Source organism: Clostridium sp. C8-1-8 (assembly GCF_009928445.1).
Classification (GTDB): Bacteria; Bacillota; Clostridia; order Clostridiales; family Clostridiaceae; genus Clostridium_AR.
Map to the genome: position 1 here is coordinate 195271 of NZ_JAABNO010000001.1, position 14217 is coordinate 209487.

The window sequence follows — 14217 nt, forward strand, 5'->3', positions numbered from 1 at the left end:
AAGATGAGTTTTGTCAGAGAAGATATGAATATAGTAATCGTGGGGCACGTAGATCATGGAAAGAGTACAATAATAGGAAGACTTTTAGCAGATACCAATTCACTTCCTGAAGGAAAGCTAGAACAAGTAAAAGAAAGATGCAGAAGAAATTCAAAACCTTTTGAATATGCCTTTTTACTAGACGCTCTTAAGGATGAGCAGGAGCAAGGCATAACCATAGATGCAGCAAGATGTTTTTTCAAAACAGATAAGAGGGATTACATCATAATAGATGCCCCAGGACATATAGAATTCCTAAAGAATATGGTCACTGGTGCTTCTAGAGCAGAGGTTGCACTTCTAGTAATAGACGCTAACGAAGGGATTCAAGAGAATTCTAGAAGACATGGATACCTTTTATCTATGCTAGGGATAAAAAATGTAGTGGTGCTTATCAATAAGATGGACCTTGTGGACTACAGTGAAGAGGTATTTAATAAAATCGTTAAAGAATATACTGAATTTCTAAATAAGATTGATGTAGAGCCAAATCAATATATTCCTGTAAGTGGATTTTTCGGTGAAAACATAGTTACTTCTTCTGAAAAAACTCCTTGGTATAGTGGGAGCTCAGTTCTAGAAGTACTAGATGGATTTGAGAAGGAAAAGCTTCCAGATCACAAGCCTTTTAGAATGCCAGTTCAGGCTGTTTATAAGTTTACAGGGGATGGAGACAATAGAAGAATAGTTGCTGGAACCATTGAAACTGGACGTATTAAGGTTGGAGATGAGGTAGTGTTTTATCCTTCAGGTAAGAAGAATAAAATAAATTCTATTGAGTTATTTAATGCTGAGATCCCAGAAAGTGCTGGAGCAGGCTCTGCTATTGGTTTTACCTTTGATGAGCAAATTTATGTTAAAAGGGGAGAGGTTGTTACTATAGCAGGACAGTCCAAGCCTAAGGTAGGAAATAGGATAAAGGTAAATCTGTTCTGGCTGGGAAGACAATCTATGGTTAAGGGAAAGGACTATCTATTAAAGGTTGGAACGGCAAAAGTTCCTGTTAGAATAGAAGAAATCACTAAGGTTATAGATGCATCAAATCTTCAAAATGAAGTGAAGGACTCTATAGATAGGCATGATGTAGCAGAATGTATATTGAGGGCTCAAAAGCCTATAGCTTATGATTTGGCTCAGGATATAGCTCAAACCAGCAGATTTGTAATTGTAGACAACTATGAAATAGCTGGAGGAGGTATTATTTTAAAGGATCTTGAGGATGATAGTGCATGGCTAAGAGATAAGGTTATCATTAGAAACAATAAATGGGAAAATAGCAACATATCAAGAGAAGAAAGAGCAGAAAAGTACGGTCAAAAGCAGGCTTTAATATGCATAACAGGTCAAAAGGATGTGGGCAAAAAGGCCATAGCTAAGGAGCTTGAAAGAAAGCTTTTCAATGATGGTAGAATTGTATACTTTTTAGGCATAAGTAATGTGTTATATGGTGTAGATGCTGACATTAAGCATACTGATAATGATAGCAAAGAGGAGCACTTAAGAAGACTATCAGAGGTATCAAACATTTTAGTTGACTCAGGAGCTATACCTATTGTCACTGCAGTTGAGTTAAGCAAAGGTGATGTCGCAATAATTGAGACAGCAGTTGATTCTGATAGGATAATAAAGGTTTGGATAGGAGAGGAAGTTACTACCGATATGGAATACGATCTTCACATACCAAGTTATGATTCCATAGAGGCTGCGGTAGCTAAGATAAAAACACTTCTACAAGATAGAGGGATAATATTCAAGCCTTTTTAATAAGAATAATAAGGTTTTCATGGTTTATATGCAATATTGTTGATAATTTATGCATAAAATTATGAGTTTTAGTTAGAAGAGGGTGATTATAGATCATTCTCTTTTTATTATTTATTATTTGCTATAATTTCCTTAATAATAAAGGAGTTACAGCAAATAATATATATATCTATAAAATTTATACAAATATTGATATATTGAGAATTTGAAAGTATCTGTTTTTATAGTTGAGTAAAATGAATTTAATTTTATATAATAACATATTTTAACCTAAAATAGATGATAATATGCATGATATTCATTTGTATAATTATTATATAGTACTTATAATTTATGAGGTGCTTTAAGGTACTAAAAAGATGAAGTATCTAAGCGTTAAATTAATATTTTTAATTAATTATGAATTAATTTTAAGTGGAGGAATGATTCTTGAACATATTTAGGAAGAAGACAGTTAGTGATTTTAATGAAGCGGCAGATCATAGTGGACTTAAAAGAAAACTTACAGCATTTGATCTTGCAGCCTTAGGTATTGGTTCAGTAGTTGGTACTGGAATATTTGTAGCTACGGGACAAGGTGCTAATCAGGCAGGACCTGCAGTTACTATATCCTATATAATTGCAGCAATCGTTAGTGCTTTGTGTGCTCTCACTTATTCTGAACTATCATCGATGTTTCCTGTTTCAGGAAGTACCTATTCCTATTCTTATGTAGCTTTTGGAGAAATAATTGCTTGGATAATAGGATGGGATTTGATTTTAGAATATCTTGTATCTGCAGCAGCGGTCGCCTCAGGATGGTCTGGAACCTTAGTTGGTATATTAAAAGATTATGGGCTAGCAATACCTTCAGCTTTGACCACAGCACCAATAAATGGTGGCATAGTTGACCTTCCAGCAGTTATTATAACTCTTATAGTAACTTGGATACTATTTGTAGGAGTATCTGAAAGTGCTAAGATCAACAATATAATAGTAGGTATTAAGATATTCGTAATACTTGTATTCATAGTATTAGGAATGACTCATATAAATGTAGCTAACTATCATCCTTTTGCACCTTATGGTCCAAGGGGAATAATGACAGGAGCTTCAATAATCTTCTTTGCTTTCATCGGATTTGACGCAGTTTCCACTGCATCAGAAGAGACTAAGAATCCAAAGAGAGATGTACCTATGGGGCTTGCTATGTGCTTAATAGCAGTAATAATTCTATACATAGCTGTTTCTTTAATATTAACAGGAATAGTACCTTTCAACACTATAGATATAAATAATGCACTACCAGGAGCACTATCAAGGATAGGAATAACTTGGGGATCTGCCTTGGTTGGTGTCGGAGCTGTTATTGGAATGGTTTCAACTTTACTGGTTACTTTGTATGGACAGGTAAGAATATTCATGGTTATGTCTAGAGATGGATTATTTCCAAAGAGATTTGCTAAGGTAAATAAGAGGTTTGGAACTCCAGGAATATGTACTGTTATAACAGGAGTAATAACAGCAATTATGGCAGGATTCTTACCTTTAGGCGTTATAATGGAGCTTTGTAATATAGGAACTTTATTTGCTTTTGTTATAGTATCTCTAGGTGTAATTGTACTAAGAAAGACTATGCCAAACCTTGAAAGAAAGTTTAAGTGTCCAGGAGTGCCTTTTACTCCAATATTGACAGTGCTATTCTGTATATATCTTATGGCTTTCTTACCTGGTACAACCTGGGTTAGGTTTGTAGTATGGCTTATATTAGGATTAATCATATACTTCCTATATGGATATAAAAATAGTAAATTGAATAAAAGTTAACAAAATATTTATATTTTAAATGTGCCAGTTCGTAGATTAATTATATGGTTGAGAGGTTGCTATTGTTTAATGTAGCTTCAAAGCTATATAAATCAATGGGTTGGTGCATTTTTTATATACCTTGTATTGTAATAAATGTTACTATTTTGGCAAATAGTTTTGTTCCTATTCATTAAAAGGATAAAATATCCTTATATTTTTACATAATTTTAATAGACTTATAGTTATCATATTAAATAGAAGAAATTGCTAATTACCTTGAAATGCAGTAAAATTAATGGGTATATACTAAATTCATAGAAAATAATGTCATATTATAGGGGGAGAAAAAATGAAAAAATTAATTGCTTTTGTATTCACATTTTTATTATTTTCTTTTGGAGCAAGTCATCACGCTTTTGCAGCAACAAATGATGGTAAGGATGATGTTCTTACTAAGATCCAACAAACTAATCAACAAATTCAAGTTTTAATAGATAATGCTAAGGTTAAGGGTTCAGAAATAAATGCTAAACTCGATAAACAAATTAAGGACTTAGAAAGTCAAAAGGCTGCTTATGCAGGACAAGAAGATAAAATAGCTGAAATTGATAAAGAAATTGCAGAATTAAAAGATGAAGCTAACAAAGAGATAGACAAGCTTTGCTTAGATTTATATAATGAAACTGAGGATTTAGCTAATGCTATGGTAAAAGAAGCAGAAAAGGCTGGAATCCAAGTAGAAAAACAATATTTTGATCAGAATATTGGTGGAAAGATTATTGCTATAGATCCAGTTCAAGTACTGGATTAAATATAAAATTAGGTGTAGATTACTTATTATCTAATACTATCTAAATAATAAGTGTAGGAGGAACGATGTCTGGGATAATTTATAATTATAAAGGAAATTATATTGAAAAAGTTTTAGGCAATAAGAATGAGCTTTCTCTGTTAGCTAACGGTGGACAAACAGAAGTTATGAATTTTGAAATATATAAGAATACAATTTTCTTTGTATATCCTGCAGATGATTCTGACTTCATGGAGTTTTTCTACATATTAAAAGGAAAAATAGTATTAGAAATTGATAATAAAACAATAAAGCTTGGAGCTGGAGACTACTTTTCATGTCACGAATTAGAGGAAAAGACCTTTTTTAAGACAGAGACAGATGTTACACTACTTTATGTTAGTAATAAGCCAGTATTCCATATGATGAGTAATAAGATGAAAAAACTATCATCCATACGAAAAGTAGTAGAAGAAAAGGATATGTACACTCATGATCATGGAGAAAGAGTTAGAGAATATTCTTTAAAGATAGGTGAAAAATTTCACTTTTCAAATTCAAGAATGACTTGCTTGAATTATGCAGCAGCTTTCCATGACTTAGGCAAAATAAATGTTCCAGACGAAGTTCTTAAAAAACCTGGCAGACTTACTAAGGAAGAGTTCGAATACATAAGAAAACATCCTAAGGATGGAGAAGATATTATAAAAGATACTTTTATAAAGGAATCAGCTCTTGCTATAGGGCAGCATCATGAAAGAATAGATGGTAGTGGATACCCTTTAGGGTTAAAGGGTGATGAGATTTGCATTGAGGCCAAGATAATTGGTGTTGCAGATTCCTATGATGCTATGACTTCTGATAGGCCTTATAAAAAAGGGATGAGTCCTAAGGATGCAATAGAAGAACTCAAAAGCTTAGCTGGGAAACACTACGATGAGTTGATTGTAGCAAAACTAGAAGAAGTCCTTAAAGAAGAAGGATTAATTTAAAAAAATATAAAGATTTAGTATATACTATATTTAACAAAGATAAGGGTGGTCTCTGAGCTAAGTATTTAGTTTTGAGGTCACCTTTATCTTTTTGCTGTAAAGATCAGCATAAAACCTTTTACCATATAGGCCAGCAATATAAAGGTTTTACAACAGACTATTAAGGTAAGCAGAAAAAAAGAAAATATATCTGTTTTATAGATTTTACTTATAGACATTTGGAAAGACAGATTCTGAAAGATCCACTAAAGAAGGTTTGTACATCAAGTTTTCATTATTACTGTATTTCTCATAATGTGCCATTTACTATGGACTTTCAAACTCAATAATATATAATACTAGTAGACCGAAGATATTATTAAATTGAGTTTATAATAAACTTTGAAGAAGTTGGTATCATTTAATTTATTCTTTGTTAAAGTACTGTGTTGAAATTAAGTGGTCAGTCATCCGATGCTTAAATGAGCTTGCGCAAAGAATTAATATGATTTTGTCATACTCCATGGCTAAAACTGTAAACTCACTACGTTCGAACAGTACAGTTTATTAACGCCATTCCATCTGAAAAAATCATTTAATTCTAGTAGCTCGCTCATATAGCATCTCCTTCATGACCACTTAATTTCAACAGTATTATTAAACAGAGTCTTAATTTGAAAAATGATCACGTGAGAGGGGATTGAGCATAAAATGGCTAAGATATGCGTACTAGCGGAAAAACCATCAGTGGCTAGAGAAATTGCTAGAGTTTTAAAATGCGGAAAAAAAGGTAATGGATTTATTGAAGGGGATAAGTATGTAGTAACCTGGGCATTGGGACATTTAGTTACCCTTGCTGATCCAGAGGCCTATGATGATAAATATAAAAGTTGGAAGATTGAAGACCTACCTATGCTTCCTAACCACTTAAAGCTTGTAGTTATAAAGCAAAGTGGAAAGCAGTTTAACGCAGTTAAGGAACAGTTAGTTAGAAAGGATGTTTCTGAGATTGTTATAGCTACTGATGCTGGTAGAGAAGGAGAGCTTGTTGCTAGATGGATTCTAGAAAAAGCTAGAGTAAACAAACCTATAAAAAGATTATGGATATCTTCCCAAACAGATAAGGCTATATTGGAAGGTTTCAGAAATCTAAAACCAGGTTCTCAGTATGATAACCTTTATAAGGCAGCAGCTTGTAGAGCTGAAGCAGACTGGGTAGTCGGTCTTAATATAACAAGAGCGCTTACTTGCAAGCATAATGCTCAGCTTACAGCAGGACGTGTGCAATCAGCCACTCTAGCTATGATAGTAAATCGTGAGGAAGAAATAAGAAACTTCAAACCTAAGGATTACTATACTATAACTGCAAAGACTAAAGGCTTTACTCTAAGCTGGAGAGATAAAAATAATAATGGCAGCATCTTTGAAGAAGATAAGGTGAATAAGATAATATCAGCTACTAAGGGAAAAGAAGCAAGCATTGTTGACGTTATTGAAAGTCATAAGAAGCAGTTTGCTCCAGCTTTATATGATCTTACGGAGCTTCAGAGAGATGCTAATAGAATATTTGGATATTCTGCAAAGCAGACTTTATCAATAATGCAGAGATTATATGAAAATTATAAGTTCCTTACTTATCCAAGAACAGATTCTAGATATATATCAACTGATATAGTAGCAACTCTTCCAGATAGGCTTAAAGCCATTTCTATAGGAAGTTATAGGGCTGCAGCTACTGAAATATTAAATGGAAAAATAAACGGTCACAAGGGCTTTGTAGATAATAGCAAGGTAAGTGATCACCATGCCATCATTCCTACTGAGGAGAGGGTGAACTTAGCGTTATTAAGCAATGAAGAAAGACATATTTATGATTTAGTAGTTAAGAGATTTCTTTCTGTAATGCTTCCACCTTACGAATATATACAAACTACAATATCAGCAGATATAAATGGAGAAACCTTTGTAGCCAAAGGAAATGTTGTAAAGTCTAAGGGTTGGAAGAAAGTATATGACAAGTTAGAGGATCTTTCCGAGGACGAAGACGAAAAGGATAGCCAAGAGCTACCAGTTGTGAAAAAGGGTGATAAACTGCCTATATTGTCCGTTGATAGTAAAAAACAACAAACTAAACCGCCAGCAAGGTTTAACGAAGGTACTTTACTTTCAGCCATGGAAAAACCTCATAAATACGTTTCAGTAGATAAGCAATCAGCTAAGACCTTAGGAGAAACAGGAGGAATAGGAACTGTTGCTACCAGAGCAGATATAATAGAAAAGCTGTTTAACATGTTCTATATTGAGAAGAATGGTAAGGAAATAATCCCAACTTCCAAAGGAAAACAACTTATAGAGCTAGTTCCAGAAGAACTAAAATCACCTTTGATGACTGCTAAATGGGAGCTTGAACTTGACCTTATAAGCAAAGGCAAGAAGGACCCTAGAGTTTTCACAGAAGATATGAGAAACTATGCTAAGGAGCTAGTTGAAGATGTTAAAGGAAGCAGTGATAAGTTTAGACATGATAATATCACAGGCAAAAAGTGCCCTGAATGTGGTAAATATATGCTTGAAGTCAGCGGTAAGAACGGTAAGATGTTAGTCTGTCAGGATAGGGAATGTGGGCATAGAGAAAACTTAAGTAGATTCACTAATGTTAGATGCCCAGAATGTCATAAGAGGCTTGAGCTTAGAGGGCAAGGTGAAGGACAGATATATGTATGTCCTAACAATAACTGTAATTTTAGGGAAAAAGCAAGTTCCTTCAACAAGAGATTTGATAAGAAATCTGACAAGATAAACAAAAAAGAAGTTGCTAATATCATGAAAAAGATGAAAAGTGAGTCAGATATAAATATAAACAGTCCTTTCAGTGAACTGTTAAAAAACTTTAAATAAAATACACCTATTGAATAAATCGAATAACTCGTTAAACATTTCAAGGCAGATATTGTCTTGAAATGTTTAACAGTATTTCGTTTTTTTTTTATTAATTAGAAGAACACAAATTTTGAAATGTTAAAAAAAAATAAAAAATGTTTTTTTTTATTTTATACACGAGATATAAAGTAACTAAAAATATGAAATATTTATAATTAGTAGGAGGAAATTTACATTTAATATAGAATATATATCCTTGTAGTGCTACAAAAATAAATTTAAAAGGAGGATTTACAATGAAAAAGGTTTTTGGAACATTATTCTCAGCGGTGTTGCTAGCAAGTTTTTGCTCAGTTCCAGCATTTGCAACTAGTAATAGTCAGTCGGTTAGTGCATTCAATGGAAAACTAACTTCAAATGTTTGGATACAGAGTATAGCAGATGTTAATGGTACTGGAGATTTTCAAGTATCAGCTCACTACTCAGGAACTAACCCTTATAATGCAGATTGGATAAAGACTTCTTGGAACTTTTATAGTATAGGGGGAAGTGTGAGCTGGAATGGAGCAGGTATTTCTGGTGATGGTACATCTACTGGAAGCTCTTGGACAAACTATAATTCTAGTGATGCGTCATTCAGAGGTAGAGTTGCTGGTAACGGACTTTGTCTTTATGTTGGATGTAATAACACTGCGACTATGTTTGCTAGAGGAGTAACATATAGCACTCTTGCAAAGGTATGATGTGATGCTATAATAAAAAAATTGATTTCTATGATTTAGCTGTAAGTACTCTGTTTAAGTGGTAATAAAAGTATTTATTACCATATAGAAATACTTATATAAAAAAATAATACATTAATTGTTTATAATGGAAGTAAGGTTATGTTTTTGTAGAGAATTAATATAGGGGAGGATTTATTATGAAAAAGGTTATAGGAACATTATTATCGACAGCATTATTGGCAAGTGTTTATTCAGTGCCAGTATTTGCTACTAGTAACAGCCAATCAGTTAGCGCGTTTAATGGAAGGTTAACTTCAAATGTTTGGATACAGAGTATAGCAGATGTTAATGGAACAGGAGACTTCCAGGTATCAGCTCACTACTCAGGAACTGAGCCTTATAATGCAGATTGGATAAAAACAGCTTGGAGCTTCTACAGTATAGGAGGTAGTGTTAGTTGGAATGGAGCAGGTGTTTCAGGTAGTGGAACATCTACCGGAAGCTCTTGGACAAACTATAATTCTAGTGATGCTTCTTTTAGAGGTAGAGTTGCTGGTAATGGTCTTTGTCTTTATGTTGGTTGCAATAATACTGCAACTATGTTTGCTAGAGGAGTGACATATAGTACTCTTGCAAAAGTATAATAATTAAAGTATTAAAAGGAGTTAGGCATATTATGCTTAACTCTTCTTAAAGGAGTTTTTATGAGAAAAAAAGCCTTGATTTCAATAGTACTATGTATTTTTTTTGTTTTTTCATATATAGTTTGGAATTTTCATGGGTATAAAGCTAATGGAAATAGTAAAAGTTTAAGCATGAATTATGTCAATAAAGCCATTCACCAAAATAATCTTAGTATAATCGAATATACGGATAAATTTTCATTAGAGGATACTCTTATAAATAATATATTAATGGCAAGTTGTAGTACAGGTAATGTTGATAGTATACGTAAGTCTTTAGATACAGTTAATTCTGAGATAAGGGACGAATTATCTAATACTTCACTTTCAAACAGTAATCCTGAGTTATTACTAAGTAATGTCTATTTTTATGTTATGTATTTAAATAAGATCAATGTTAAGGCGCCAGAAGAAATAAAGAGAAGTATATCAGATTTTATAAATTATAGTTATGTGAAACCTTTGGACAGTTTAAAGCAAAAGGATAAACTTGTTCTACTAGATTCGATGGAGAAGATATCATTTTTACAGGGTGTGTTAAGTTTAGATGCAAACATAAAAAATTTTATATTAAACTCAGTAAATAACATTAAACTTAATAGTAACAATGTAAATTTTGAAAACGAAACTATTTTATTGTATAAAATTAATATATTTAAGATGTTAAGTTTATACAAGGAAGTTAATGAGATTCAACCTCTAGTAAATACGGCTACTAATAATATTGCTAAAAATATAGATGATACTTTTGTGAATGATATAGAAAATATACCTCTATTGTCCATGTTGTTTGATAACATGGCGGAAAATGAAAAGTTATCGAAATTTAAAAATAAGGTATTCGATATTGTTAAAAGCAATGTTGACTTGCCAGCTGTACTCAAATTTTATTGTTTTAAAATTATTAGTGATAATAAGGAACTACAAAGTATAATTGATACATATCCTAGGGATAGTAAATGTAATTTTACAGCTCCTGCTCAATTAGTTCCTACTTTTAAAACATTATACTTTTTATTAAGCCTCGATTCAATAAGTGATAATCAGTTAAATATAAATAAGTCTCCGACTAAGGAATATATTAGTGATTTATTAAGTAAATATAAAGATACCAATATGGATATTTCGGAAATATATTATTTTTTGCAGGTAAGAAAATATGTCAGTAAGGATAAAAAGTTTGATTTAATAAATAATCTCGTTAATAAGAACATAAGTGAGATACCATTAAAAGCAAGTAATGAAAAAGACAATTTTGTTACCCTATATTGGAAAATAAAGGTTATGTTGTCGTTAAATAGATATGATAATATAAGTAAGTTAGAATCAGATTTTTCAAAAAGCTATGAAAGTATAAAAGATATTTATAAAAATGACAGTAATAAGTTGATAGTAGACTTGATGTATTATGAAATATTAAATGCTACTAATAAGAATACAAATGGCATTGACTTAAATTCCATTGGAAAAGAACTTTTAAACTATAGTAATGACTCTTATGTTCACTGTATATATATTTATTTTAATATAGTGAACTCATGTAAAGTTAAAATTAAAGATCAATTGATTAATGATTTAGAAAAAAAACTAAATGATTATAAGACGATATACGGTTATTCAGCTAATGTGCAGTATAAATCTACAAATTTACAAGCAACATTTGAAGGTGTTAAAGCATTAAGTCTAATTGATTCATTGAAAAATAATAACTAGTGAGGTGTTTTATGAAAGATACACTGATTACTCTTAGTAACGTAAAGAAAAATTATGGAAGTCAGAGAGTCTTGAAGAATATTAATTTATCAATAAGTTCAGGCAAGATATATGTAATAATGGGACCATCAGGAACCGGAAAGTCTACATTGTTGAATATAATTTCAATGATTGAACCTCAATCAGATGGAGAATATTTATGGAAGGGAAAGAGTGTTAATGATATTAACGTTGGTGAAAAAGCTTTAATAAGAAGAACAAAGTTAGGAATAATATTTCAAGAGTTCAATCTATTTGAGGAATTAACTGCATATGAAAATCTAGATATCTATCTTAAGCTAACTACTAAATTTGATGATAAAGAAAGAAATAATATGATACTAACTCAAGTTGACAAATTAGGAATATCGCCTATATTGAACAAAAGGGTTAAATTTCTTTCAGGTGGAGAACGTCAGAGAGTAACAATAGCTCGCTGTTACCTGAATGAAACAGAACTTATATTGGCTGATGAGCCCAGTGCTAATATTGATTCTGATAATAAGGAAATACTTATCTCCTCATTCTTACAACTTAGAGAAAGTGGAAAGGCTATATTAATTGTTACTCATGATGATAGCTATAAATCAATTGCTGATGTTGTTTATAATATTAAAAGCGGAGAGATATATTAATATTCATAACAGGGGGGGACACTATGAAGATTTCAATATTATTTTTTAAGAGAAATATAAAGAATTTTTTTAATATCATAATTTCTTTAACTTTATTTATATTGATATTTAATTTTATAATTGGATTTATTTTAAATGTAACTAGTAATTATAAAACTGATGTCGTTAATAATTCTAATTTATATTTTATGCAAATCGAGAATAAAGATTTGAATTATAAGTTTAATAAGGATACCTTAAGTAAAATCTCTAAAATAGATGGGGTAGAGTACGCAGCTTTTGATTATGGCATGACTTTAGAGATATTAAAAGATGATAAACAAGCAAAGTCAGCCTCAGCTATAATCCCAGTTTCAAAGGAATACCTTAAGTATTTTGGAGTAAAGGAAACAATGTCAAGTGATAAGTATTTCTTATTTAATGATAAAGCGGTAGATTCAGCAAAGTTTTCAGTAAATGATAATATAACTTTATGTGCACATATTCCGACGGTGAAAGACGGAGCTATATATGGTGAGTCTAAATTTAAAGCTATAAGTTTAACTTCAAAGTTTACTATGCCTGAGTTACTTTACTTTCCACCTGATACGTCAATTATGGATCCTAAATCGTTTAATGAGCTATTTAACATAGAAGATGCTAGTGCTAATGCATCGAAGATTTTTGTAATATGTCCAAAGGTTAATAGTATGGAAGCAATAAGTAAGAAGATAGAGAGTATGAACAAGGACTTTAGGGTTACCTATGCATTGAAGACTACTCACACATTGCCGAAGTTTGCTGTAACAATAACTACCGTAAGTTCTATAATATTGGTTATATTCTTAATAATAACTGTGCTAAATGTGTCTTCAAATATAAAACAGTTTTTAATACTGAGAAAAAGAGATATAGGCTTAATGCATATCTTAGGAATTGAAGAGAAGAGAATTTATATTTTATTTATAAATGAATTTTTCCTTAATGGAGTATTTACTCTGATATTTTCACTGACTGGAACTATAGTGGCGGCTATGTTGTTAAATTGTTTTTTTAATTTCGATATAATATCTAAATATATACTGCTATATTTATTAATAGATATTTTACTTGTAATTGTTTTATTAATTTTTTCAGGCGCTTTTCAACTGAAAAAAATCATTAAAAGGCTAAGTGATGGAACCTTTTACAAAGAGGTTTTAAAATGATGAAAACTTATAAATATATAAGAAAATATATAATATTAAGTATGTTGATATTGATGCTTGTTTGTACTAGTGGATGTAATAAGGCAGGAGATTTTAAAGTTTCTAAAAATTCTTTAATAAGTTATGAGGTATCTAATAATAAAATTATACTTAATAGAATAGATACTGATAGTGGAAATAGCGATAAGTATATATTTAAAGATAAATCTATAGACAGTAATTCAGTGATTACTGAGTATAATAAATATTGGTTAATAAATTCTCCAAAAGTAAATCAAGTTGATCAGTTATTTACTCCATATAAAGAAAATAAGATGATAGAACTTGATGGAAAAGGATATTATTTAATTGGTAATATTAATGATAATTTAATTTTAGTTAAATATGAGAAAAAAGAATGGAAGTTAAAGAGTTTTAATACTTCAACAAATCAGGAATCTGATTTTAGATTTTCTATTAAGCTAGACAATAGTAGTAAAGTTTTACAAGGGGCTTCTAATAGTGGCAAATACTTAACTGTATTTACCACTAACTTGGGGAGCTATGTGCTCGAGATAAAAAATTCTAAAGTTAATTACGCTAAGATATCAGATAAGATTTTGAGTGGCTATGTTACTTTTATCGATGACAAGTTTTACTTTTTGGCAGCACGTCAAGATAACGTTGAATCACCAATGATGTATGTATTTGATAACAGCAACTTTACTACTGATAAAGAAAACTTCAATATCTATAAATTAAATTGTCAATATAATATATTTAATAACATAATATCTGAAATAAATTATAATAATAATAATTTGATAATTACAAGTGAAAAAGGTGGCAATATACTTTGTTTATATAAGCTAAATATGGAGAATAAGTCTATAGAAAAGTTATATGATAAACAAATTAAAACTCAAAGTGTAGTGGTTATTAATAAAAACCCATATATAATAGCAAGTGGAGAGTTCTTCAAAATAGATAATAATTTGAAACTTAAAAAGTTAAACTAATATTA

The 14217-nt window shown here is 30.9% G+C and carries 11 protein-coding genes; all 11 read left to right on the plus strand.

Going from position 1 to position 14217, the window contains the following annotated elements:
* The first annotated feature begins 3 nt into the window (after positions 1-3).
* The gene (locus GXK57_RS00810) at positions 4-1803 is read left to right on the plus strand and encodes a GTP-binding protein (RefSeq protein ID WP_160670005.1); all 1800 of its coding nucleotides are present in this window, start codon (positions 4-6) and stop codon (positions 1801-1803) included.
* Between the two features lie 429 nt (positions 1804-2232).
* A complete protein-coding gene (locus GXK57_RS00815) occupies positions 2233-3609 on the plus strand; it encodes an amino acid permease (protein WP_160670008.1) in 1377 nt (458 codons plus the stop codon).
* A 331-nt stretch (positions 3610-3940) separates the two neighbouring features.
* Entirely contained in the window at positions 3941-4402 is a 462-nt protein-coding gene (locus GXK57_RS00820; RefSeq protein WP_160670011.1) for a hypothetical protein, read from the plus strand.
* 65 nt (positions 4403-4467) lie between these two features.
* Positions 4468-5373 (plus strand): HD domain-containing phosphohydrolase, encoded by a 906-nt coding sequence (locus GXK57_RS00825; RefSeq protein WP_160670014.1) that lies wholly within the window; start codon positions 4468-4470, stop codon positions 5371-5373.
* Between the two features lie 690 nt (positions 5374-6063).
* The gene (locus GXK57_RS00830) at positions 6064-8250 is read left to right on the plus strand and encodes a DNA topoisomerase III (RefSeq protein ID WP_160670017.1); all 2187 of its coding nucleotides are present in this window, start codon (positions 6064-6066) and stop codon (positions 8248-8250) included.
* A 278-nt stretch (positions 8251-8528) separates the two neighbouring features.
* On the plus strand, positions 8529-8975 hold the full coding sequence (locus tag GXK57_RS00835) for a hypothetical protein (RefSeq protein ID WP_160670020.1): 447 nt from the start codon (positions 8529-8531) through the stop codon (positions 8973-8975).
* Positions 8976-9154: 179 nt separating this feature from the next.
* Positions 9155-9601 (plus strand): hypothetical protein, encoded by a 447-nt coding sequence (locus tag GXK57_RS00840; RefSeq protein ID WP_160670023.1) that lies wholly within the window; start codon positions 9155-9157, stop codon positions 9599-9601.
* A gap of 60 nt (positions 9602-9661) precedes the next feature.
* Entirely contained in the window at positions 9662-11353 is a 1692-nt protein-coding gene (locus GXK57_RS00845) for a hypothetical protein (RefSeq protein ID WP_160670026.1), read from the plus strand.
* Positions 11354-11364: 11 nt separating this feature from the next.
* Entirely contained in the window at positions 11365-12027 is a 663-nt protein-coding gene (locus tag GXK57_RS00850) for an ABC transporter ATP-binding protein (protein WP_160670029.1), read from the plus strand.
* 23 nt (positions 12028-12050) lie between these two features.
* Positions 12051-13214, plus strand: coding sequence for an FtsX-like permease family protein (locus GXK57_RS00855; RefSeq protein ID WP_160670032.1), 1164 nt, complete (start codon positions 12051-12053; stop codon positions 13212-13214).
* Entirely contained in the window at positions 13211-14212 is a 1002-nt protein-coding gene (locus tag GXK57_RS00860) for a hypothetical protein (RefSeq protein WP_160670035.1), read from the plus strand. The genes GXK57_RS00855 and GXK57_RS00860 overlap by 4 nt, the downstream gene beginning before the upstream one ends.
* Positions 14213-14217 lie beyond the last annotated feature (5 nt).

Excerpts from the sequence above, each read along its gene's own strand:
- GXK57_RS00855 (WP_160670032.1), top strand. The coding sequence starts at position 12,051 with ATGAAGATTTCAATATTATTTTTTAAGAGAAATATAAAGAATTTTTTT.
- GXK57_RS00840 (WP_160670023.1), top strand. The coding sequence starts at position 9,155 with ATGAAAAAGGTTATAGGAACATTATTATCGACAGCATTATTGGCAAGT.
- GXK57_RS00830 (WP_160670017.1), top strand. The coding sequence starts at position 6,064 with ATGGCTAAGATATGCGTACTAGCGGAAAAACCATCAGTGGCTAGAGAA.
- GXK57_RS00810 (WP_160670005.1), top strand. The coding sequence starts at position 4 with ATGAGTTTTGTCAGAGAAGATATGAATATAGTAATCGTGGGGCACGTA.
- GXK57_RS00825 (WP_160670014.1), top strand. The coding sequence starts at position 4,468 with ATGTCTGGGATAATTTATAATTATAAAGGAAATTATATTGAAAAAGTT.
- GXK57_RS00860 (WP_160670035.1), top strand. The coding sequence starts at position 13,211 with ATGATGAAAACTTATAAATATATAAGAAAATATATAATATTAAGTATG.
- GXK57_RS00850 (WP_160670029.1), top strand. The coding sequence starts at position 11,365 with ATGAAAGATACACTGATTACTCTTAGTAACGTAAAGAAAAATTATGGA.
- GXK57_RS00845 (WP_160670026.1), top strand. The coding sequence starts at position 9,662 with ATGAGAAAAAAAGCCTTGATTTCAATAGTACTATGTATTTTTTTTGTT.
- GXK57_RS00835 (WP_160670020.1), top strand. The coding sequence starts at position 8,529 with ATGAAAAAGGTTTTTGGAACATTATTCTCAGCGGTGTTGCTAGCAAGT.
- GXK57_RS00820 (WP_160670011.1), top strand. The coding sequence starts at position 3,941 with ATGAAAAAATTAATTGCTTTTGTATTCACATTTTTATTATTTTCTTTT.